Here is a 20594-nt window from a genome sequence, read left to right on the forward strand (position 1 = left end):
GCCGCCGGCGCCTCGCGCCGGTTCAGCCGATCCGGCACGCCCCCCGGAACGCTCAGGCGCGGATGATAGCGCCCGACAGCGCGTCGCGGATCACCGTGGGGCTGGCCTGGCCGCCCAGCGGGGCGTCCAGCAGGCCATCCAGCGCGTCGCCGAAGTAGCCCGCCACGGTCTGCGCCGTGCGCGCCGGCGGCTGGCCGTGCGGATTGGCGCTGGTCGACACCAGCGCGCCGCCGAACGCGCGGCACAACGCGGCGGCCGGTGCGTGCGCGGTGACCCGCAGCGCGATCCCGGCATGCGCGCCGGCGACCCACGCCGGCACCTCGGCCGAGCGCGGGAAGATCCAGGTGTGCGGGCCGGGCCAGCTCGATCGCACTTCCCGCAGCACCTCGATCGGCACCGCGGCCAGTGCGATGTAGCGCTCGACCTGGGCGAAATCCGCGGCGATCAACAGCACGCCCTGGGTCGCCGGGCGCTGCTTCAACGCGAAGATTTTCTCGAAGGCGACGCGGTCATGCGGATCGCAGCCGAGGCCGAACACCGCCTCGGTCGGGTACGCCAGCACGCCGCCGCCATGCAGCAGCGCGGCGGCAGCGTCGAGTTCGGCCAGGGTGAAGCGCTGCAGCATTCAGGCCCCGGTCTTGCTGGTCGCAGGCTTCTTGGCGGCGGTCTTCTTCGCCGCCACCTTCTTCGCCGCCACCTTCTTCGCCGCGGTCTTTTTCGTCGCGGTCTTCTTGACGGTGGCCTTCTTCTTCACCGCCGCACTCTTTGCCGGCGCGGCCTTCTTCGCGGCCGCCTTCTTCGCCGCGGTCTTCTTGCCGAAACGGCCCTTGCGCACCGGCGCGGCGGCCAGCAGCTGCAGGCACTGCGCCTCGGTCAGCTCCTTCGGTTCCTGCTCCTTCGGGATGCGCGCGTTCTTCTCGCCGTCGGTGATGTAGGCACCGTAGCGGCCGTTCAGCACCTGCACGCCGTTGCCGAAATCGAGGATCAGCCGGTTCGCCAGCATCTCGAGCTTCTCCTGCACGATCTGCAGCGCGCGCGGCAGTTCGATCGTGTACGGGTCGTCCTCGGGTTTCAGCGAGGCATAGGTGCCACCCTGCTTGACGAACGGGCCGAAGCGGCCGATCGCCACGCTGACTTCCTCGCCGTTCGGTGCGCTGCCAAGTTGGCGCGGCAGCTTGAACAGCTCCAGCGCCTCGGCCAGGGTGATCGTGTGCATGCTCTGGCCCGGGCGCAGGCTGGCGAAGGTGGGCTTGTCCGCGTCGTCCTTGGTGCCGATCGCCGCATACGGCCCGAACCGGCCCAGCCGCACCGAGACCGGCTTGCCGGTCTTCGGGTCGCTGCCGAGCTCGCGCGCGCCGGTGGCCTCGCTGCGGTCGACCGATTCGGTCTTCTCCTCCACCTGCTGCTTGAACGGCTGCCAGAAGCGCTGCATCAGCGGCACCCACGCCTCCTCGCCGCGGCTGACCGCATCGAGCTCGTCCTCGAGCTTGGCGGTGAAGTCGTAGTCGACGTAGCGGGTGAAGTGCTGGGTGAGGAACTTGCTGACCGCGCGGCCCACGTCCGTCGGCTTGAAGCGGCGGCTGTCGAGGAACACGTACTCGCGGTTCTGCAGCACCTGGATGATGCTGGCATAGGTCGACGGCCGGCCGATGCCGTATTCCTCCAGCGCCTTGACCAGGCTCGCCTCGGAATAGCGCGGCGGCGGTTCGGTGAAGTGCTGGTCGGCGACGATATCGTGCAGCGGCACCTGCTCGTCCACCGCCAGCCGCGGCAGGCGGCGGCCTTCGTCGTCGTCCTCGGCATTCTTCTGGTCGCGGCCTTCCTCGTACACGGCGAGGAAGCCCGGGGCGACCACGGTGGTGCCGCTGGAACGGAACGCGGCGTCGCCACCGGCGACGTCGCGCACGGCGAATTCCACCGTCACGGTGTTCAACGTGGCGTGGATCATCTGGCAGGCCACCGTGCGCTTCCAGATCAGCTCGTACAGCTTGCGCTGGTCGTCGTTGAGGAAGGCGGCCACCGATTTCGGCGTGTGCATCGCCGAGGTCGGGCGGATCGCCTCATGCGCTTCCTGCGCGTTCTTCGACTTGGTCTTGTACACCTGCGGCGCGTCCGGCAGCGCGTGGCCGCCGAAGTCGCGGGCGATCAGCTGGCGCAGCTCGGCCACCGCATCCTCGCCGAGCATGGTGGAGTCGGTACGCATGTAGGTGATCAGGCCGACATTGCCCTCGCTGCCCAGCGCCACGCCCTCGTACAGGCCCTGCGCCACCTTCATCGTGCGGCTGGTGGTGAAGCCAAGCTTGCGCGCCGCCTCCTGCTGCAGGGTGGAGGTGGTGAATGGCGCGGCCGGGCGGCGCTTGCGTTCCTTCGAGCTGACTTCGCTGACCGTGAGGCGGCCGCGCGCGGCCTGCTTCAGCGCGTCGCGGGCGGCATGCGCGCCCGCTTCGCTGGTGAGGTCGAACTGCTCGAACTTCTTGCCGTTGAGCCGGGACAGGCGCGCCGTGAAGTCACCTTCAGCGTGCCTGAGCTGGGCCTCGACGGTCCAGTACTCGCGCGCCTTGAACGCCTCGATCTCGTCCTCGCGCTCGACGATCATGCGCAGCGCCGGCGACTGCACGCGGCCGGCGGAAAGCCCCCGCTGCACCTTGCGCCACAGCACCGGCGACAGGTTGAAGCCGACCAGGTAGTCCAGCGCCCGGCGCGCCTGCTGCGCATCGACCAGGTCGTGCGACAACTGCCGCGGCGCGGCCACCGCGGCCTTGATCGCCTTCGGCGTGATCTCGGAGAACACCACCCGGTGCAGCTGCTTGCCCTTGGTCAGGCCGCGCTCCTTCAGGATCTCGCTGATGTGCCAGCTGATCGCCTCGCCCTCGCGATCCAAGTCGGTCGCCAGGTAGATGTCGTCAGCCTCCCGAGCGGCCTTGGCAATCGCCTCGACGTGCTTCTGGTTGCGCTCGATCACCTCGTAGCTCATCGCGAAGTCGTGCTCGGTGTCGACCGCGCCCTCCTTCGGCTTGAGGTCACGCACGTGACCGTAGGAGGCGAGGACCTGGAAGTCCTTGCCCAGGTATTTGTTGATCGTCTTGGCCTTGGCCGGTGATTCGACGATGAGCAAGTTTTTTGCCATGAAACGGGATATCCACCAAGTGAACCACCGGCGCTTCCGTGCCGGACATATATATAGTTGAAACCATGCCGCACCGACGACTGTCAAGCCCGGCCGCGCCGCAGGCGTCGCCCGACGGCAGTTCAGCCGCCGGGCAATCGCTGGTAGCGGTTGCCCGGCAGACTCGCCACCCGGGCCTCCAGCTCCAGCATCATCAGCATCGAGGAAAGTGCGGCAGCCGACCGCCCGGTACGCTGCACAAGTTCATCCAACGTCGCCGGTTCATGACCAAGTTCGGTCAAAAGCCGTCGATACCCGGTGTCGCCATCTGTCTCGGCGGGCCCCGGGGCGACACCATCGTCACTCGCGGCCCGCGGCGGCCCGGCCACCGCGCCGTCGGTCGCACCCAGCCGCGCGGCCAGCTCGCCGCCAAGCATGCGCGCTGCCGGCGTCAATGTCTCGACAATCTCGGTCGCGCTCTCCACCAGCCGGGCGCCGTCGCGGATCAATCGGTGGCAACCGCGGGCCAGCGGGTGGTGGATGGAACCGGGCAGCGCGAATACCTCGCGGCCCTGTTCGGCGGCCAGTCGGGCGGTGATCAGCGAGCCCGAACGCAGGCCCGCCTCGACCACCAGTGTGCCGAGCGCGAGCCCGGCGATGATCCGGTTGCGCCGCGGGAAGTGATCCGGGCGCGCCGGGGTGCCGGGCGGAAACTCGCTGACCAGCGCCCCCTGCGCGGCAAGCCGCCGGGCCAGCGCGTGGTGCTTGCGCGGGTACACCCGGTCTGCTCCGGTGCCGACCACCGCGAGTGTCTTCGCACCGGCATCCAGCGCGGCCACGTGGGCGGCGCCGTCGATGCCGTCGGCCATGCCGCTGGTGATGGCGAAACCGGCTTCGGCCAGCGCCAGCGCGAACGCGCGGGCATGGGTCAGGCCCACCGCACTGGCGCCGCGCGCACCCACGATGGCCACCTGCGGATACAGCAGCAAGCCGGCGTCGCCGACCACGAACAGCACCGCCGGCGGCTGCGGGATGTGCTCCAGCTGCGGCGGGAAATCCGCCTCGGTACAGCGCAGCAGCCGATGCCCTGGCACGGCCAGCCAAGCCAGGTCGGCGTCCAGGCGCGCCTCGTCCGGCCGCGCCAACCAGGCCTGCGCCGGCTCGTCCAGCCGCGCCGCATCGCGGCGCAACTGCGCCAGCGCGGCGCGGATGTCGCCGCCGGCCGCATCCAGCTGCTCGCGCAGGCCGCCCGGGCCGAGGCCCGGCGTGCGCAAGGCGATCAGCCAGGCGCGCAGTTCATCAGGATCGTCCATGGTCATGGCGGCAGTTTACGGAGCGGGCCGCAAAGGAAACGGCGCGGTGGAAGCCGCGCCGTCCTGTAGGCAGATGCCGCAACGCTGGTCGCAGGCTCCTATTCGGGCATGACCAGACGGGAACCGATGTGCACCGGCCGCAGGCCATCCATCACCAGGCCGTAGCTGACCCGGTCGAAGGTGCGGAACACCATCACGTGGCCGATGTACTCGTCGGGCAATTTGACCTTCTCGCCCACCCCACGCCGCCAGCTGTTGCTGGCCACGTCGTCGTGGATCGTCTCGCCGGGCTGCATCATCGTGTAGGTCTGGCCGTTGTCCACGCCGTCCTTCGCGCCGATCGACAACATGACCACCTGGCGCGACCCGGCCGCATCCATCGCGTCGGCGAAGCCGATCACCTTGGCGTTGGCCGGTACCGACTTCGGCGCATGCGGGTAGTAGTAGGCGTCGTACGGCTTGTCGTCGATCGGCATGATGCGATCGCCGCTGCGGATCTCCTGGGTGGCGCCGAGCAGCAGCAGGGTCGCCGGGTCGCCGGTGCGCAGCGTCTCGGCGGTGCCGATCACGCTGACCTCGACGCCGAGGTCGTCGCCCTTGCCGTAGTGGCCGTCGTTGCGCGAATCCTCGCGCCACGGCGCATTGACCATCGCCGCGTTGCTGTCCAGGTCATGCGCGACCAGGTCGGCGCTGGCCGCGTCACCCTGATTGAAACCGCGGAACACGTGGCTCGGCCGCACGATCGCCCAGCGCTGGCCCGGCTCACCCTGCAGGCCGCGCACGTAGATGTTCTGGCCGACCGCGCCACGCAGGCGCGATTCCTCGAGGCCGACCACGTACGGCGCGGAGCTGACCGCGTTCGAGTCCATCACCCGCATGTCCTTCAGGAACATCTTCAGCTCGGACAGCGGGATCGCCGGCACCGCCTCGCCTTCGCGATGCACGCTCGGCTGCAGGCCAAGACGCGGACCGTTGATGAAGGACAGGTTGAGCACGTCGCCGGGGTAGATCAGGTGGGGGTTGCGCACCTGCGGGTTGGCCTGCCAGATTTCCGGCCACAGCCACGGCTTGGACAGGAACTTGGCGGAGATGTCCCAGAGGGTATCGCCCCGGCGCACGGTGTAGCTGTCCGGATGATCGCTACGCAGTTGCGCACCGGCCGCATAGACGGCCACGGTGACCAGCATGCCGGCCAGCAACACGATAATTTTCTTGATCATTGGCGGGAATCCCCCTTCCCCAGATGCTCGGTCGAGTGTAACCGAATGGTTAATGCGCGCAACAGGCGCGAGTTGGCAAAAATCGTCTGTACTCGGGCGCTTGCCGACGTACAATGAGGCCCATTCTAGATGGCGCTGCGGCTGGCTTTTTACCAATTCGCCCGCATTTTCGGCGCTGAGGTGATGCCATGTCCGTTCTTTCGATCCTTGAATTCCCCGACCCCCGGCTGCGCACCCGCGCCGCGCCGGTGAGCGTGTTCGACGCGAACCTGAAGCAGTTCGTCGCCGACATGTTCGAAACCATGTACGCCGCCAACGGCGTCGGCCTCGCCGCCACCCAGGTCAACGTGCACCAGCGCGTACTGGTGATCGACATGAGCGAGGAGCGCAACCAGCCGCTGGTGCTGATCAACGCCGAGATCGTGGCGAAGGACGGCGCCCAGGTGTACCAGGAGGGCTGCCTGTCCTTCCCCGGCCTGTACGCCGACGTGACCCGGGCGCTGAAGGTGAAGGTGAAGGCGCAGGACCCCGACGGGAAGGACTTCGTCTACGAGGCAGAAGGCCCGCTGGCGGTGGCCGTGCAGCACGAGATGGATCACCTGGAAGGCAAGGTGTTCGTCGACTACCTGTCGCCGCTGAAACGCAGCCTGCTGCTGAAGCGGCTGGAGAAGCATCGCAAGCAGGCGGCCAGCGCTTGAGCCCCCGGCCCCTGCGGCTGGTCTTTGCCGGCACCCCGGAATTCTCCGTGCCTTATCTCGAAGCCTGCCGCGCCAGCGGCGCCGAGGTGGTGGCCGTCTATACCCAGCCCGACCGACCCGCCGGCCGCGGCCGCCAGCTCGCGCCCAGCCCGGTGAAGCAGGCCGCGCTGGCCGCCGGCATCGTGGTGGAGCAACCCGAATCACTGAAGTCCGCTGACGCGCAACAGGCGCTGGCCGCGTACCGGCCGGACCTGCTGGTGGTGGTGGCCTACGGCCTGATCCTGCCGCGCAAGGTGCTGGCGATTCCGCGGCTCGGCTGCTGGAACGTGCACGCCAGCCTGCTGCCGCGCTGGCGCGGCGCGGCGCCGATCCAGCGCGCGATCCTGGCCGGCGACGCCGAGAGCGGAGTCGACCTGATGCAGATGGAGGCGGGCCTGGACACCGGCCCGGTGCTGCTCGAACGACGCACCCCGATCGGCCGCGACGACACCGGCGGCTCGCTGCACGACCGCCTCTCCCTGCTGGGTGCGGAGGTACTGGCCGACGGCCTGCGCCGTACGCTGGCCGGCGAGGTGCTGGCCGCCACGCCACAACCGAAGCACGGCGTGACCTACGCGCACAAGTTGGACAAGGCCGAGGCAAAACTGGACTTCAACCGCCCCGCGATCGAACTGGAACGCCAGGTGCGGGCGTTCGATCCGTGGCCGGTGGCCGAAGGCGAGATCGCCGGCGAACCACTGCGGATCTGGGCCGCCCATGCGATCGAGGCGGACCACCACGCCGCCCCGGGCAGCGTGCTGGCCGCCGGCCGCGACGGCATCGACCTCGCTTGCGGGCACGGCGCGCTGCGCGTCACCGCGGTGCAGCGTGCCGGCGGCAAGCGCATCGGTGCGATCGACTACCTCAACGCCCGCCCCGAACTGCGTCAGCGCCGATGAAGGCCGACACCCGCGCACTGGCCGCCAGGGGGCTGGCCGAGATCGCCCTGCGCGGCGCCTCGCTGCGCGAGGTGATGGAGCGCTCCGCGCCGCGGCTGCCCGACCCGCGCGACCGCGCCCTGCTGATGGCCCTGCTCAGCGAAGGCGCACGCTGGTGGCTGCGTTTCGACCCGGCGGTCGACGACCTGCTGGAGAAATCCCTGCGCCACAAGGAGCCGGCCGTGCACGCGCTGCTGGTGCTCGGTCTGGTCCAGCTGGAGATCCTCGAACTGCGGGACTACGCCGCGGTGGCCGCCACGGTCGAAGCGGTGCGCGCGCTCAAGCGGCCGCCGCTGGCCGGCCTGGTCAACGCCGTGCTGCGGCGCTGGCAGCGCGAGCGCGAAAGCCGGCTGGCGAAACTCGACGCCAGGCCGCAGACCCGCCACGCCCATCCGGCCTGGCTGGCCACCGCGCTGCAGCGCGACTGGCCGCAGCAGGCCGAGGCGGTGATGACCGCCGACAACAACGAGCCGCCGCTGATGCTGCGGGTCAACCGCCGGCGCAGCGAGCGTGAAGCGCTGATCGCGCGCCTGCAGGCCGCCGGTTACGCCGCGACTGCGCATCCCTGGCTGGCCGATGCGCTGGTGCTGCCGCACAGCAGCGACGTCACCCGCCTGCCCGGCTTCGACGATGGCCTGTTCGCGGTGCAGGACGGCGCCGCCCAGGTTGCCGCCGACCTCGCCGACCTGCACGATGGCCTGCGCGTGCTGGACGCCTGCGCCGCCCCCGGCGGCAAGGCCTGCCACCTGCTCGAACGCGCCGACATTGCGCTGACCGCGCTGGAGTTCGATCCCGCGCGCGCCGAACGCATCCGCCAGAACCTGATGCGCCTGCGCCTGGACGCGAAGATCGTGACCGGCGATGCCGGCGCACCGAAGGGCTGGTGGGACGGCCGGCCGTTCGACCGGATTCTGCTCGACGCGCCGTGCTCGGCCAGCGGGGTGCTGCGCCGTCGCCCGGACGTGCGGCTGCACCGGCGCGAGAGTGACATCGCCGCGATGCAGGCGCAGCAGCGCCGCCTGCTCGCCGCACTGTGGCCGCTGCTGGCGCCGGGCGGGCGGCTGCTCTACGTCACCTGTTCGGTGCTGCGTGCGGAGAACGAGGCGATCGTCGGCGAACTGCTGGCCGCGCAAGCCGATGCGCAGGCCGTGCCGTTCACCCTGCCGGTGGGTCAGCCCGCCGCCGTCGGCTGGCAGATCCTGCCTGGTGACGGCGACCTCGACGGCATGTACTACGCGGTGCTGCAGAAGTCCCGCTAGGCAGCTCGCCGGCTTGGCAGGATGGCTGGCCGGGCTATGCTTGGCACTTCCCCGACCGCCGCCGACCCTCCCGCGTGAAGCCCTCCCTCTCCCATGCGCACCCGCTGTGGCTGCGCAGCGCCCGCACCGAACTGCTGCTGTTTGGCGCGTTTGCGCTGTTGCTGCTCGGCCTCGGCATCGGCCTGCGCGACCCATGGCCGTCCGACGAGCCGCGCTTCGCGCTGGTAGCGCAATGGATGGTCGAGTACGGCCAGTGGCTGTTCCCACACCGCGGCCACGAGCTGTACCCGGACAAGCCACCGGTGTTCATGTGGCTGCAGGCGCTCAGCTACTACCTGGTGCGCGACTGGCGCATCGCCTTCCTGCTGCCCTCGCTGCTCGCCGCATTCACCGTGCTGGCGCTGGTCTACGATCTTGCGCGGCGGCTGTGGAACCACCGCAGCGCGCTGCTGGCCGCGGCCACGCTGCTGGTCACCATCCACTTCACCTACCAGATGCGCAACGCGCAGATCGACCCGCTGCTGCTGGGCTGGATGACCCTGGCCAACTACGGCCTGCTGCGCCATCTACTGCTGGGGCCGTCGTGGCGCTGGTTCGCCGCCGGCTGCTTCTTCGCCGGGCTGGGCGTGGCGACCAAGGGCGTCGGCGTGCTGGCGCTCTTGATGCTGGTGCCGTACCTGGTGGCGCGCCGCGGCCACTGGCGGCACCTGGCGCTGCCCGTCGGCGGCTGGCGCTGGGCCGGCGGGCTGGCGATGTTTTTCCTGCCGATTCTCGGCTGGCTGCTGCCAATGCTGCTGGTGGCGCATGCCGACGGCGACCCGCAGCACGCCGAGTACGTGCAGAACATCCTGTTCGGGCAGACCGTGCACCGCTACGCCACGCCGACCGGGCACATCCACTCGCCGTTCTACTTCCTCGGCATCATCGCGGTCGACTGGCTGCCGCTGTCGCTGCTGCTGCCGTGGGCGCTGCCGGCGTGGTGGCGGAGGCTGAAGCGGCGCGATGCGCGCTTCCTGCTGCCGCTGGGCTGGATCGTGCTGATCGTGCTGTTCTTCTCGCTCAGCCCGGGCAAGCGCGACGTCTACATCCTGCCGGCGCTGCCGATGACCGCGCTGGCGCTGGCGCCGCTGTTGCCCGGTCTGCTGCGCCGGCGCGGCGTGCGCATCGCGGTGTGCACGCTGACCGTGCTGCTGGCCGGCGGCCTGAGCCTCGCCGCCGCGCTGGCGATCCATCGCCATCCGGCCTGGGCGGTGAAGATCGAGCAGAGCCTCGACCCGCAGATCTGGTGGATGCTGCTGAGCATCGGCGTGGCCGGCCTGGTCATCACCGCACTCACCCGGGTGCGCCGCGCGCCGCTGGGCTGGCTGCTGTTCGCCGGCGTGCTGTGGAGCGTGTATGGGCTGTGGGGCTACCCGATGCTCAACGGCGACCGCTCGGCGCGCGATGTGATGGTGCAGGCACGCGCGGTCGCCGGGCCGGACGCCACCATCGGCCTGCTCGCCTGGAAGGAGCAGAACCTGCTGATGGCACAAGGCCCGGTCGCCGAGTTCGGCTTCCTGAAACCCTGGCCGCAACAATATGCGGAGGCGATCGACTGGCTCCGGCAAGATCCTGCGCAGCGCTGGATCTTCAGCCTCGATGAGGCGATGGGCACGTGTGTGGATCGTCATCACGCCACCTACGTGGGTCACGCCAACCGCCGCGAGTGGTGGATGTTCAAGGTGGAAGCAGTGACGCCCGGCTGCGTGCCCGGCATCGCCGTGGACCAGGAAGCGGACGACGCGCCCTGAGAGGTTGTGAGTTTTTCAACCTCGAAGCCCGGCCATGGATGGCCGGACGCGGATCGGGCACGCAAGTGCCTGATTCGCGTGAGCGAGTCCGGACATGTGCCGGACTCGCGACTGAAGAAAACCACAGGAAGTGGTTTTCTTCACAAGCCCTGAGCGGTGACGTGCTTCGCAACTTCACGACATGCCCATGGAACGGCGCACATGGAAGATGAACCTACTCGTTACGATGCAACGCGCACATGCCGTGTCGAGGACGCTGGCCCGTTAGCATTATCAGACAGGGATTACACGTTGGTTCGACAGGTTTCTCGCGTGCGCGCTCAACCCGCTTCATGGCAGCTCTGGACCGTTTCGCTGCTGCTGGCAATCATGCCGCTGTGTTTCGCCGTATCCGGGCGCTTCAAGATCCTGCCGATGACCCTGCTGTTCGTGGTCGGCGTGGTCCTGCTGGCCACGCGGGCGGAGAGCCGGCAGGCCTGGCGACTGGCCTGGCCGGTCATCGCCGTCTGCGCGTTGCGCCTGCTGTACGACATCGGCAACTTCCTCAGCCACCGGCTCGACTGGTCCACCCTCGACCTGCCGGCGCAGACCGTGCTGTTCCTGGGCATCGCGGCCGTGTTCACCCTGCCGGTGAAGCAGCGGGTGGTCGCGATCGGCTTTAGCCTGACCGCCGTGCTGCTGGGCGCAGCGAGCCTGTACCAGCGCTACGTGCTGGGTGTCGATCGTCCCTACGGATTGAACGGCGGTGACTGGGCCGCCGTCGAGTTTGCGATGTACCTGCTGGTGCTGGTGCTGCTGGCGATGTTGCAGGCGCTGCGGCCGGGGATCTCGCGCGGCGAGCGTTGGCTGCACGTCGCGGCGATGGTGGTCGGCCTGTACGGCGCGGTGCTGACCCAGAGCCGCGGACCGCTGCTGTCGTTCGCTCCGGTCTACCTTGGGCTGATGCTGTGGTACGCCATGCGCTCGCGCCATTGGCGCCGGGTTCTGCTGTTGTTCGCGGTGACCGTGCTCGGCATGCTGGCGGTCACCGCCACGCTGCACCGGGAGATGGTCGAGCGGCTGACCGACGTCCCGGCCCAGATCGCCAGTTTCGGCAACGGCGGCAGCGATGGCGGCGCCACCGCCGTCGGCGAACGGCTGGAGATGTGGCGTACGGCGTGGCAGGCATTCTGCGAGCACCCGCTGGCAGGCATCGGGCTGGATCAGTTCGGCGTCTATGTGCGCGAGCAGGTGGCCATGGGCCAGGCCAGTCCGCTGATCGCCAAGTATGTGCATCCGCACAGCGAATACCTTGAGTCGATGGTGGCCGGCGGCGTGCCCGCGCTGCTGGTGCTGCTGCTGTTCCTGGCCGTGCCGCTGGGTTTTTTCGCCCGCCACCTCGGCCACCCGCAGGAGCCGGTCGCCGCGGCGGCCGCTGCCGGCGTGATGGTGATCGGCATGTACGTCTTGTGCGCGTTCGGCGACAACGTGTTCTACCGGGCCATGCCGCAATCGCTTTATCTGTTCCTGGTGTCGGGCCTGGCCGTCAGCATCGGCCGCCTGCGCTGCAGCGTCCCATCCCGCTGATCCCCATGGCCCGCATCAATCTGCTTGCATGGGACAACCAGCGTGGCCTCAGCCACGACATCCGGCTGCTGTCTTCGGCCCTGGTTGCGCTCGGCCACCAGGTCCAGGTGACCCGGCTCGGCCCGCACCGGCATGACGGCCGCAGCAAGGCATGGCTGGCGCACGCGCGCATGTGGTGGCAACGACTGCGCCATGCCGACCGGCATGCCACGCCGTACGACATCAACATCGCGCTGGAGCATGTGCGCCCCGACTGGTTCGGGCTGGCCCGGCTGAACCTGCTGGTGCCGAATCCGGAATGGCTGTCGTCGCGCAGCCAGCGCTACCTGACCCGCCACGACGCGATCCTGTGCAAGACCCGTCATGCCGTCGAGCTGTTCTCGGCCCGCGGTTGCCGCGCCCTGCATATCGGCTTCCGCAGCACCGATTGCCTGCTGCCGGAGATTCCGCGGCAACCGACCTTCCTGCACCTGGCCGGCGCCAGCCGGATGAAGGGCACCCAGCGGCTGCTGGCACTGTGGCAGCGGCATCCGGAATGGCCGCGGCTGCTGGTACTGCAGTCGCCGCGCACCGCCATCCCGCTGACCGGGCCGCTGCCGGACAACATCGAGCACCGGATCGGCTACCCGGGCGACGTGCGCGAGATCCACCGGCTGCAGAACACCCACCTGTTTCACCTGTGCCTGTCGGAGACCGAGGGCTGGGGCCACTACCTGGTGGAGGCGATGAGCTGCGGAGCGGTGGTGCTCACCTGCAACGCACCGCCGATGAACGAACTGGTCACCCCGGCACGCGGCATCCTGATCGACGCGGGTGAAACCGGGCCATTCAACCTGAGCACACTGCACCGCTTCGACGAGGCGGCGCTGGAGGCCGCCATCGGACGCCTGCTGGCGATGAGTGGACCCGAACGCGCGGCGCTGGGCGCACAGGCGCGGGCCTGGTTCGAGTCGAACGAGGCCGGCTTCGCCGCGCGGCTGGACGCCGCCTTGCGTCAGCTCGGCTGAGCCGGTCTCGCGCGCAAGTCGGGCGGCGCCGCGGCGAACTCGGCCAGATGCTGCTCGACGCCGCGCTCGCAACGTAGCAGCCGGCGCGAGCGCGTGTCGTCCACGATGCGGTCGTTCGGGTTGCCGACGACATGCTTGCGGGTGAGGTGGTAGAGGTGGGTGGCCAGCGCGCTGAAGCGCAGCTCACGCCGCAGCAGCCCGGCATGGAACGCGCGCAGCGCCAGCTCGGTATCCTCGCGGCCCCAGCCGGTCATCGCCTCGTTGAAGCCGTTCAGGCGCAGCAGGTCGTCGCGCCAGAACGCCATGTTGCAGCTCTTGATGCCGCGCTGTTTGGTCCCGGGCCGGGCATACCAGCGTGCCAGCCACGGCAGGCGCAAGGTGTGCCGGCGCCGCTCGATGCCGCGGCTGAAGAAGTCCGGCGTGGCTGCGCCGCGCTCGAGCATGCGCGCGGTGAGCGCGGCGTCGGTCAGCACGCGCGAGCCCTGCACGAAGCAGCCGCGGCGCGCGAACGCCCGATGGTCGGCGACGAAGTGCCGCTCGGCGACCATGTCGCCGTCGAGCAGGATCACGTAGTCGCCCTGCGCAGCGGCGATGGCGCGGTTGCGTGCGCGGCTCATGCGCGCGCCGTCGTCGGGCTGCCACAGGTGCACCAGGCGCACCGGGTAGTCGGCGGCCAGCCGTTCGAGCAGCTGGCGGGTTTCCTCGCGCGAGCCGTCGTCGGTGACGATCACCTCGTGCGGCAGCTCGCTCTGCGCGGCCAGCGCGCGCAGCACCCGTTCCAGTGCCGCGGGCCAGTTGTAGGTGATCACGGCAACGCTGATGCGCATGGCGACCCGCTAGTCCGTCGCCGGCCGCGTGGCCGCCCCGGGCCGGCGCCGCTTGAGCGTCGACCACAGGATCGACGCGGCGTGCTGCAGGTTGCGCAGCCACGAGCCGTGGCGCAGGCGCGCCAGCTTCGCGTAGTGCCGGGCCTCGCGCCAGGAGGGATCCGGCTTGGTGCGGAACTCGTGCTTGACGCTTTCCAGGCAGCGCTCGTCCAGGCCGATGCTGCGGGCGTAGATCCCGATCAGGCAGCGCGAGCGGAACCGGTTGAGGTAGGTCGTGGCCGGCGTCTGCCGGCCCCACCAGCCGTTGTTGCCATGGATGCGGTAATGCACCGCGCCAGTGCGCAGGTAGTATTTGCGCGCGCCCAGCACACTGGCGCCGAACACCAGGCAGTTGTCGGCGGACAGCCGCCAGGTCTGGCCCAGCTCCGCCGGCAGCTCCAGCGTGCGGCGCGCCCACAGCGCCCGCATCGACAGCGCCGAGGTTGGCGCGCCGTACCAGTGCATCAGCGCATAGGTGCTGATCGCGGTGAAACCGAGGTCGCGCGAGTGCTCGGCGTAACCCTCCCAGCGCTGCTCGTCGCCGAACAGCTGCATGTCGGAGAACACGAAGTCGACGTCGCGGCGGCGGTCGTAGAGTTCCCCCAGGTGCGCCAGGTAATCCGGCGCCCAGCGGTCGTCGGCATCGAGGAAGCAGACCACGTCCGCGCGGGCATGCGCCACGCCGCGCTGGAACGCCACCAGCTGGCCCCCGTTTTCGCCGCAGACCAGGGTGACCCGCGGATCGTGGCCGTAGCGCTCGCGCAGGTGGGCCGGCGTGCCGTCGGTGGAACCGTCGTCGACCACGATCACCTGCATCGGCGCGCGGCTCTGCGCCAGCGCGCTGTCGATCGCGGTGCCGACGAACGCACGGTAGTTGTAGCTGGTGACCACGACCGCGAAGCTGGTCATGCCGCGGCACCGTCCTGCAGCAGGCGGCGGAAGTAGCCGATGGTTTCCTTCAGGCCGTCCTCCAGCGCCACCGTCGGCTGCCAGCCGAGCTGCCCGCGCGCCACGCCGATGTCGGGCTGGCGCTGGCGCGGATCGTCCGACGGCAACGGCCGGTACACCAGCTTCGAGCGGCCGCCGACCAGGGCCAGCACCTTCTCGGCCAGCTCCAGCATGGTGTGCTCGACCGGGTTGCCGATGTTCACCGGGCCGGTGAAGCCGCGCTCGGATTCCATCATGCGCACGATCGCCTCGATCAGGTCGTCGACGTAGCAGAAGCTGCGCGTCTGGCTGCCGTCGCCGTAAATGGTGATGTCCTCGCCGCGCAGCGCCTGCATGATGAAGTTGCTCACCACCCGGCCGTCGTTGGGGTGCATGCGCGGACCGTAGGTATTGAAGATGCGCACCACCTTGATGTCCAGCGCGTGCTGGCGGTGGTAGTCGAAGAACAGCGTCTCGGCGCAGCGCTTGCCCTCGTCGTAGCAACTGCGGATGCCGATCGGATTGACCTTGCCCCAGTAGCCCTCGATCTGCGGGTGCACTTCCGGGTCGCCGTAGACCTCGCTGGTGGAGGCCTGCAGGATGCGTGCCTTTACCCGCTTGGCCAGGCCCAGCATGTTGATCGCGCCGTGCACGCTGGTCTTGGTGGTCTGCACCGGGTCGTGCTGGTAGTGCACCGGCGAGGCTGGGCAGGCCAGGTTGAAGATGCGCTCCACTTCCACGTACAGCGGGAAGGTCACGTCGTGGCGCATCAGCTCGAAGTACGGGTGGCTGAGCAGGTGCGCCACGTTGCGCTTGCTGCCGGTGAAGAAGTTGTCCACGCACAGCACGTCGTGGCCGTCGTGGAGCAGGCGATCGCACAGGTGCGAACCGAGGAAGCCGGCGCCGCCGGTGACGAGGATCCGTTTCATGCGCTGCCGTTGGCTACCGTTGCGAGAAAGGAAAGGTGACGCCGGCCCCCCGGTCGACCGGCGCATAGTGTCACGGATTCCCGCGCAAGGATGCGACCGGCTTGGCCCGATGCAGAACCCGTTCAGGCCGCCGGCGCGCGGGCGCAATCCCCGCTTCGGCTAGAATCCGCCCATGCCCACGTTCCCGCTGACCCTCGCCGTCATCACCCGCAACGAGGCCGGCAGCATCGCGCGCTGCCTGGACAGCGTGCCGTTCGCGGCCGAGAAGCTGGTGGTCGACTCCGGCAGCGACGACGACACGGTGGCGATCGCGCAGGCGCATGGCGCGCGGGTGGTGCACCAGGACTGGCTGGGTTTCGGCGCGCAGCGCAACTTCGCCACCACGCAGTGCGCGCACGACTGGATCCTGGTGCTGGACGCCGACGAATACCTCAGCCCGGAACTCGCCGCCGAGCTGGAACGCCGCTTGCCCGCGCTGATCGCCGGCGATGCGCCAGCGGCGTACCTGCGCCGGCGCACGATCTACATGGGCCGGCCGATGCGCTGGTATCGGCCGAACGTGGGCGAGAAGCTGGCGCGGCTGTACCACCGCGGCCGCGCGCGCTGGAGCGACGTGCGGGTGCACGAGTCGCTGCGTTTCGAGGGCCGCGCGCCCACCTTCGACGCGCCGTTCGACCACGCCAACAACCCCACCCTGGCGCACAAGCAGCTCAAGGTGCTGCGCTACGCCGAACTGAAGTGCCGCGACTGGCTGGACCGGCGCAAGCCGGCGCGGATGTGGCAGGCGCCGTTCGTCTACGCGCTGGCCTTCCTCAAGGATTACCTGTTCCGGCTGGCCTGCCTGGACGGCTGGCGCGGCTTCCTGATCGCACAGACCGCCGCCAGCTACGCGCTGTACAAGCGCATGCGCTACTACGAGATGGTCAACAATCCCGAGTCGGTCGCGGACGCGGCCGATTTATTGAACAAGCATCAGCTGGATCGCTGAAGTACGGGTTCGCGACGCAGCATGCTCAAGCGAACCCGCCCGGCACCTCCGCCTCGGCGACACAGGGAGTCCCCTCGCGGTGAGAGGACCGAGGCGAGGGTACGAGGCTTGCCATAACCTTTTGCAATTCACACCACGCCCGACTCGCCCATGTCTTCCAGAAAACACTACCTGCTCTACGGCTCCGAACGCTACGCGCTGGCCATCCTGCGCCCGCTGCAGGAAGCCATCCGCGCCCGCGGCGACGAGGCGGCCTGGTTCTTCGACGGCCCCGGCGCGGAGGACCTGGTCGCGGGCGAACGCCTGCTGAGCGTGGCCGAGGTGCGCGCGTGGCAACCGCTCGCGGTGATCACCTCGTCCAATGCGGTGCCGCACTTCTTCCCCGGGGTGAAGGTGGAGACCTTTCACGGCTTCGACGCCGGCAAGCCGCGGCATATCTACGTGCGCGGCTTCTTCGACCTGTACTGCACCACCGGCCCACGCGACACCGCGCAGTTCCAGGCGATCGCGGACAAGGTGGGGCATTTCAGCGTGATCGAGACCGGCTTCCCCAAGCTCGACCCGTTCATGCAGGGGATCGACGGCCCGCTGCCGCCGGTGCGCACGCCGCCGGTGATCCTGTATCACTCCACCTTCTCGCCATCGTGGAGCGCGGCCGAGACGCTGTACGAGGAAGTGAAGCGGCTGTCGCGCGATGGCCGCTGGCGCTGGATCGTCACCTTCCACCCGAAGATGAACCCGGAAACCACGGCGAAGTTCAAGGCGCTGCAGAACGAGTACCTCACCTTCGCCGAGAACGACAACATCCTGGAGCTGTTCCCGCAGGTCGACCTGATGTGCTCGGACACCTCCTCGGCGCTCAGCGAGTTCCTGCTCACCGGCAAGCCGGTGGTGACGTTCAAGAACCGCCGGCCCGGCCCGCAGCTGATCGACATCGACGACCCGGCGCAGTTCGAGAGCGCGATCGGGCGCGCACTGGCGCGGCCGCCGGAGCTGCTGCAGGCGATCCGTGACTACGCCGACGCGATTCACCCCTACCGCGACGGTCGCTCCAGCGAACGCGTGCTGGACGCGATCGACGCCTTCATCGCCCGCGGCGCGAAGAATCGCCGGCGCAAGCCGCTGAACCTGTGGCGCAAGCTGAAGATCCGCCGGCGCATCGGCTACTGGGGCCCGGCCTGAGCCGCCGACCCCGCTCCGCTCGACTTGCCGCCGCCCCGCGCGGTCTAGAATCCGTCTTCCGCCCGCCATGAGCCTGCCCGTGTCCATGAGCCCTTCCTACAACCGTTCCGAACAACTGCGCGCGGTCTGGCCCTGGCTGCCGCTGTGGGCGGTGGTGGCGCTGCTGGCGATCTTCTCGCACGGGCCGATGCCGCTGTATTCCACCCGCACCCTGGCGGTGGCGTGGGAGATGTGGAACCAGGGCCATTGGCTGGTGCCGCACATCAACGGCCAGCCGTACAGCGAGAAGGCGCCGTTGCTGTTCTGGCTGATCCACGCCGGCTGGTTCGCGTTCGGCGTCAGTGACGTCTGGCCGCGCGTGCTGGAGGTGCTGCTCGGCGGCACGCAGCTGGTGCTGGTCTCGCTGCTGGCCCGGCGGCTGTTCCCGCAGCGGCCGTGGATGGCCAAGGCGGCGCCGTGGATGCTGCTGGCGTTCGGCTACGCGTTCCTGTTCGGCTTGCAGATCATGTATGACGTGCTGCTGGCGGTGTGGACGCTGGCCGCATTGCTGTGCCTGACGCCGAAGGCGCAACGCAGCGAGCCGCGCTGGTTGTTGTTCGGCCTGTGCGTGGGTTTCGGGCTGCTGACCAAGGGCCCGGTGATGCTGCTGCACGTGGCCTTCCCCTGGCTGCTCGGTCCGCTGTGGAACGACTGGGCCGGGCAGCACCGCGCGCGCTGGTACGTCCGCGGCGTGCTGGCGCTGCTGCTGGGCGGCGCGATGCTGCTGGCGTGGGCGCTGCCGGCCGGCTACTCCGGCGGCGAGGCGTACCGGCAGCGGCTGTTCTTCACCCAGACCGCCGGCCGCGTGGTCGACAAACTGGCCCAGGGCAAGGACCTGCAGAACCACGCCGAACCGATCTGGTTCTACCTGCTGTGGCTGCCGGTGATGCTGTTCCCGTTCAGCGGCTGGCCGCGCGCCTGGCTGGCGGTGGCCGCGCTGCGCCGGCCGTTGGAAGCGGGCCTGCGCTTCGCGCTGTGCTGGCTGCTGCCCACCTTCCTCATGCTCTCGCTGATCAGCGGCAAGCAGTTGTACTACCCGCTGCCAGAACTCGGCGGCATCACCCTGCTGCTGGCCGGTGCGATCGCCGTGCTGCGCGAGCGCCGGCCTAACCTGGCCTACAACGGCTGGCTCGGCACCTGGCCGCTGGGCGTGGGCGGCATCGCGTTCGCCGTGGCGCTGTTCCTGCTGCCGCTGCTGGTGGCGGGCAATCACCTGCACGGCGAGTGGGCTGACGCGGCGGCGCCGTACAGTCGCTACTTCAGCGTGGTGTTCCTGCTGCTGGGCGCACTGCTGCTGCTGCGCGGCCGCGGTGAACTGCGCCGCCTGGCGGTGGCCGGCCTGATCGGCGTGCTGGCGCTCAACACGCTGTTCACGCTGACCCTGTGGCCGCGCTACGACCTGCGCCCCGCCGCGCGCCTGCTCGGCGCCGCCGACCAGGCCAACCGGTCGATTGCCTTCCTCGGCAACTACGAAGGGCAGTTCCATTTCGAGGGCCGGCTGACCCGGCCGGTGGCCGAGTTCTACACCGACCAGGCGCTGCAGGATTTCGCCCTCGCCCACCCGGACGGCCTGGTGGTGGTGCGCGTGGAGCAGCCGGACGCGAATGACCTGCGCTATGCGCTGCTGGTGCAGCCGTTCCGCTCGTCGTGGCTGGTGGTCTGGCCGGCCACTTCGCTGGCCGACCTGCGCGCCGGGCTGATCCCGCCGGAACCGGCCCAGCCGACCCGGATCTATCCGGCCGACGACTGGCGCTACCGCGTGCAGCCATGAGCACGAAGCTGATCACCAACCTGCGCCAGCAATGCGGCGGCCCGCGCGACGGTGCGCTGCTGCGCTTCTCGCTGGGCAGCGCGCTGCTGGCCGAAGGCGACGCCGGCGCGGCGGCCGACGAACTGCGCCGCGCGCTCGACTTCGACCCGACCTACTCGGCGGCGTGGAAACTGCTCGGCAAGGCCTGCCTGGCTCACGGCGACGCCGCAGCGGCCGCCGATGCCTGGCGCCGCGGCATCGCCGCGGCCGCCGCACGCGGCGACAAGCAGGCCGAGAAGGAAATGGGCGTGTTCCTGCGGCGGCTGGAAAAGCCGTAGGCATCCGCGCCGGACGAAATACGGGCGATTCGCGGGAGCGCTGGTGCTGGCGCCGCCGCCGTCATGGCGGCGTGGTCGGGTCCGCCTTTTCACGGTCCGCCGAGCGCTGCCGCGAGCGGCGAAAGCGCGCAAAGCGCACCCGGTTCAGTCCGCCAGCGACTCGACCTGCAGCGGCTCGCTGGTGGCAGGAAACGCCGCCCACAGCTCGGCCATGCTGCGCCCGCTCTGCGGGTGCCGGAACGCCGGCGCGATGTCCGCGATCGGGCGCAGCACGAACGCGTGTCGCAGTTCCTTGCGCGGCACCTGCAGGTGGCCGGGGCCGTCAAGCACCAGCGCGCCGTAGAACACGATGTCGACGTCCAGCGTGCGGTCCGCATAGCGCGGCACGTCGCGGCGGCGACCGTGGCGGTCTTCCAGCGCGTGCAGCCAGTCGTTCAGCACTTCGGGCGGAAGATCGGTATCCAGCCCCACCGCCAGGTTGATGAAATCCGCCCCGTCGAAGCCCACCGACTTGCTGCGATACGCCGGCGACACCGTGAGCTCGCCGAAGCGCGCGCGCAACTCGGCGATCGCCGCGGGCAGATAGCGGCGCGGTTCGAGGTTGGAGCCCAGGCTGAGGTAGACGCGCACCATCATTGA

Annotated in this window: 18 protein-coding genes; 10 read left to right on the plus strand and 8 right to left on the minus strand. The window is 69.5% G+C overall.

Annotated features, from left to right (window positions below; genetic code table 11):
• Window positions 1-52: 52 nt before the first annotated feature.
• From tsaC to UUA_RS11340, 4 genes are all read right to left on the minus strand, one after another.
• Window positions 53-625 carry an L-threonylcarbamoyladenylate synthase type 1 TsaC gene (tsaC, locus tag UUA_RS11325; protein ID WP_008436950.1) on the minus strand — a complete coding sequence of 191 codons (573 nt, stop codon included), beginning with the start codon at window positions 623-625 and terminating at the stop codon, window positions 53-55.
• Window positions 626-3127, minus strand: coding sequence for a DNA topoisomerase I (locus UUA_RS11330; protein ID WP_008436951.1), 2502 nt, complete (start codon window positions 3125-3127; stop codon window positions 626-628). It abuts the gene before it with no gap.
• 122 nt (window positions 3128-3249) lie between these two features.
• Complete coding sequence (dprA, locus tag UUA_RS11335; RefSeq protein ID WP_081491543.1) at window positions 3250-4425, minus strand: DNA-processing protein DprA; 1176 nt, start codon at window positions 4423-4425, stop codon at window positions 3250-3252.
• 92 nt (window positions 4426-4517) lie between these two features.
• Window positions 4518-5639 (minus strand): LysM peptidoglycan-binding domain-containing protein, encoded by a 1122-nt coding sequence (locus UUA_RS11340; protein ID WP_008436953.1) that lies wholly within the window; start codon window positions 5637-5639, stop codon window positions 4518-4520.
• A gap of 188 nt (window positions 5640-5827) precedes the next feature.
• On the opposite strand from UUA_RS11340, the gene def reads away from it, so the two are divergent.
• The 6 genes from def to UUA_RS11370 all read left to right on the plus strand — a co-directional run bounded on the left by def (window position 5828) and on the right by UUA_RS11370 (window position 12936).
• Window positions 5828-6337 carry a peptide deformylase gene (gene def, locus UUA_RS11345; protein ID WP_008436954.1) on the plus strand — a complete coding sequence of 170 codons (510 nt, stop codon included), beginning with the start codon at window positions 5828-5830 and terminating at the stop codon, window positions 6335-6337.
• An 11-nt stretch (window positions 6338-6348) separates the two neighbouring features.
• On the plus strand, window positions 6349-7275 hold the full coding sequence (gene fmt, locus UUA_RS11350; RefSeq protein ID WP_193385133.1) for a methionyl-tRNA formyltransferase: 927 nt from the start codon (window positions 6349-6351) through the stop codon (window positions 7273-7275).
• The gene (gene rsmB / locus UUA_RS11355; RefSeq protein ID WP_008436956.1) at window positions 7272-8573 is read left to right on the plus strand and encodes a 16S rRNA (cytosine(967)-C(5))-methyltransferase RsmB; all 1302 of its coding nucleotides are present in this window, start codon (window positions 7272-7274) and stop codon (window positions 8571-8573) included. Before fmt ends, rsmB begins: the two co-directional genes overlap by 4 nt.
• A 74-nt stretch (window positions 8574-8647) precedes the next feature.
• The gene (locus UUA_RS11360; protein ID WP_008436958.1) at window positions 8648-10363 is read left to right on the plus strand and encodes an ArnT family glycosyltransferase; all 1716 of its coding nucleotides are present in this window, start codon (window positions 8648-8650) and stop codon (window positions 10361-10363) included.
• Between the two features lie 312 nt (window positions 10364-10675).
• On the plus strand, window positions 10676-11929 hold the full coding sequence (locus tag UUA_RS11365) for an O-antigen ligase family protein (protein ID WP_235605862.1): 1254 nt from the start codon (window positions 10676-10678) through the stop codon (window positions 11927-11929).
• A 5-nt stretch (window positions 11930-11934) separates the two neighbouring features.
• Window positions 11935-12936: a glycosyltransferase gene (locus UUA_RS11370; protein WP_008436961.1), complete on the plus strand. Its 1002-nt coding sequence runs from the start codon at window positions 11935-11937 to the stop codon at window positions 12934-12936.
• Here the strand turns inward: UUA_RS11370 and UUA_RS11375 are convergent.
• From UUA_RS11375 to UUA_RS11385, 3 genes are read right to left on the minus strand one after another with little or no spacing between them, the layout of a single operon-like run.
• On the minus strand, window positions 12924-13763 hold the full coding sequence (locus UUA_RS11375) for a glycosyltransferase family 2 protein (protein ID WP_008436962.1): 840 nt from the start codon (window positions 13761-13763) through the stop codon (window positions 12924-12926). The genes UUA_RS11370 and UUA_RS11375 overlap by 13 nt on opposite strands.
• Before the next feature lie 9 nt (window positions 13764-13772).
• A complete protein-coding gene (locus UUA_RS11380) occupies window positions 13773-14711 on the minus strand; it encodes a glycosyltransferase family 2 protein (RefSeq protein ID WP_008436963.1) in 939 nt (312 codons plus the stop codon).
• Entirely contained in the window at window positions 14708-15658 is a 951-nt protein-coding gene (locus tag UUA_RS11385; protein ID WP_008436964.1) for a UDP-glucuronic acid decarboxylase family protein, read from the minus strand. Before UUA_RS11385 ends, UUA_RS11380 begins: the two co-directional genes overlap by 4 nt.
• Window positions 15659-15830: 172 nt before the next feature.
• Between UUA_RS11385 and UUA_RS11390 the strand changes: the two genes are divergently transcribed.
• The 4 genes from UUA_RS11390 to UUA_RS11405 all read left to right on the plus strand — a co-directional run bounded on the left by UUA_RS11390 (window position 15831) and on the right by UUA_RS11405 (window position 19955).
• Window positions 15831-16646, plus strand: a complete 816-nt coding sequence (locus tag UUA_RS11390) for a glycosyltransferase family 2 protein (RefSeq protein WP_008436965.1) — start codon at window positions 15831-15833, stop codon at window positions 16644-16646.
• 150 nt (window positions 16647-16796) lie between these two features.
• A complete protein-coding gene (locus tag UUA_RS11395) occupies window positions 16797-17828 on the plus strand; it encodes a CDP-glycerol glycerophosphotransferase family protein (protein WP_008436966.1) in 1032 nt (343 codons plus the stop codon).
• A gap of 85 nt (window positions 17829-17913) precedes the next feature.
• Window positions 17914-19638: an ArnT family glycosyltransferase gene (locus UUA_RS11400; protein ID WP_008436967.1), complete on the plus strand. Its 1725-nt coding sequence runs from the start codon at window positions 17914-17916 to the stop codon at window positions 19636-19638.
• On the plus strand, window positions 19635-19955 hold the full coding sequence (locus UUA_RS11405; RefSeq protein ID WP_008436968.1) for a tetratricopeptide repeat protein: 321 nt from the start codon (window positions 19635-19637) through the stop codon (window positions 19953-19955). Before UUA_RS11400 ends, UUA_RS11405 begins: the two co-directional genes overlap by 4 nt.
• Before the next feature lie 144 nt (window positions 19956-20099).
• Here the strand turns inward: UUA_RS11405 and folK are convergent, their stop codons facing one another.
• Window positions 20100-20588 (minus strand): 2-amino-4-hydroxy-6-hydroxymethyldihydropteridine diphosphokinase, encoded by a 489-nt coding sequence (folK, locus tag UUA_RS11410; protein WP_039953861.1) that lies wholly within the window; start codon window positions 20586-20588, stop codon window positions 20100-20102.
• Window positions 20589-20594: the final 6 nt, after the last annotated feature.

Source organism: Rhodanobacter thiooxydans LCS2 (assembly GCF_000264375.1).
In the GTDB taxonomy this organism is placed as follows: domain Bacteria; phylum Pseudomonadota; class Gammaproteobacteria; order Xanthomonadales; family Rhodanobacteraceae; genus Rhodanobacter; species Rhodanobacter thiooxydans.

What these genes read in the sequence shown, in the direction of transcription:
- UUA_RS11380 (WP_008436963.1), bottom strand. Translation starts at nt 14,711, where the DNA reads ATGACCAGCTTCGCGGTCGTGGTCACCAGCTACAACTACCGTGCGTTC.
- UUA_RS11370 (WP_008436961.1), top strand. Translation starts at nt 11,935, where the DNA reads ATGGCCCGCATCAATCTGCTTGCATGGGACAACCAGCGTGGCCTCAGC.
- rsmB (WP_008436956.1), top strand. Translation starts at nt 7,272, where the DNA reads ATGAAGGCCGACACCCGCGCACTGGCCGCCAGGGGGCTGGCCGAGATC.
- UUA_RS11375 (WP_008436962.1), bottom strand. Translation starts at nt 13,763, where the DNA reads ATGCGCATCAGCGTTGCCGTGATCACCTACAACTGGCCCGCGGCACTG.
- tsaC (WP_008436950.1), bottom strand. Translation starts at nt 625, where the DNA reads ATGCTGCAGCGCTTCACCCTGGCCGAACTCGACGCTGCCGCCGCGCTG.
- UUA_RS11400 (WP_008436967.1), top strand. Translation starts at nt 17,914, where the DNA reads ATGAGCCCTTCCTACAACCGTTCCGAACAACTGCGCGCGGTCTGGCCC.
- UUA_RS11385 (WP_008436964.1), bottom strand. Translation starts at nt 15,658, where the DNA reads ATGAAACGGATCCTCGTCACCGGCGGCGCCGGCTTCCTCGGTTCGCAC.
- UUA_RS11390 (WP_008436965.1), top strand. Translation starts at nt 15,831, where the DNA reads ATGCCCACGTTCCCGCTGACCCTCGCCGTCATCACCCGCAACGAGGCC.
- dprA (WP_081491543.1), bottom strand. Translation starts at nt 4,425, where the DNA reads ATGACCATGGACGATCCTGATGAACTGCGCGCCTGGCTGATCGCCTTG.
- UUA_RS11405 (WP_008436968.1), top strand. Translation starts at nt 19,635, where the DNA reads ATGAGCACGAAGCTGATCACCAACCTGCGCCAGCAATGCGGCGGCCCG.
- UUA_RS11340 (WP_008436953.1), bottom strand. Translation starts at nt 5,639, where the DNA reads ATGATCAAGAAAATTATCGTGTTGCTGGCCGGCATGCTGGTCACCGTG.
- folK (WP_039953861.1), bottom strand. Translation starts at nt 20,588, where the DNA reads ATGGTGCGCGTCTACCTCAGCCTGGGCTCCAACCTCGAACCGCGCCGC.
- UUA_RS11395 (WP_008436966.1), top strand. Translation starts at nt 16,797, where the DNA reads ATGTCTTCCAGAAAACACTACCTGCTCTACGGCTCCGAACGCTACGCG.
- UUA_RS11330 (WP_008436951.1), bottom strand. Translation starts at nt 3,127, where the DNA reads ATGGCAAAAAACTTGCTCATCGTCGAATCACCGGCCAAGGCCAAGACG.
- def (WP_008436954.1), top strand. Translation starts at nt 5,828, where the DNA reads ATGTCCGTTCTTTCGATCCTTGAATTCCCCGACCCCCGGCTGCGCACC.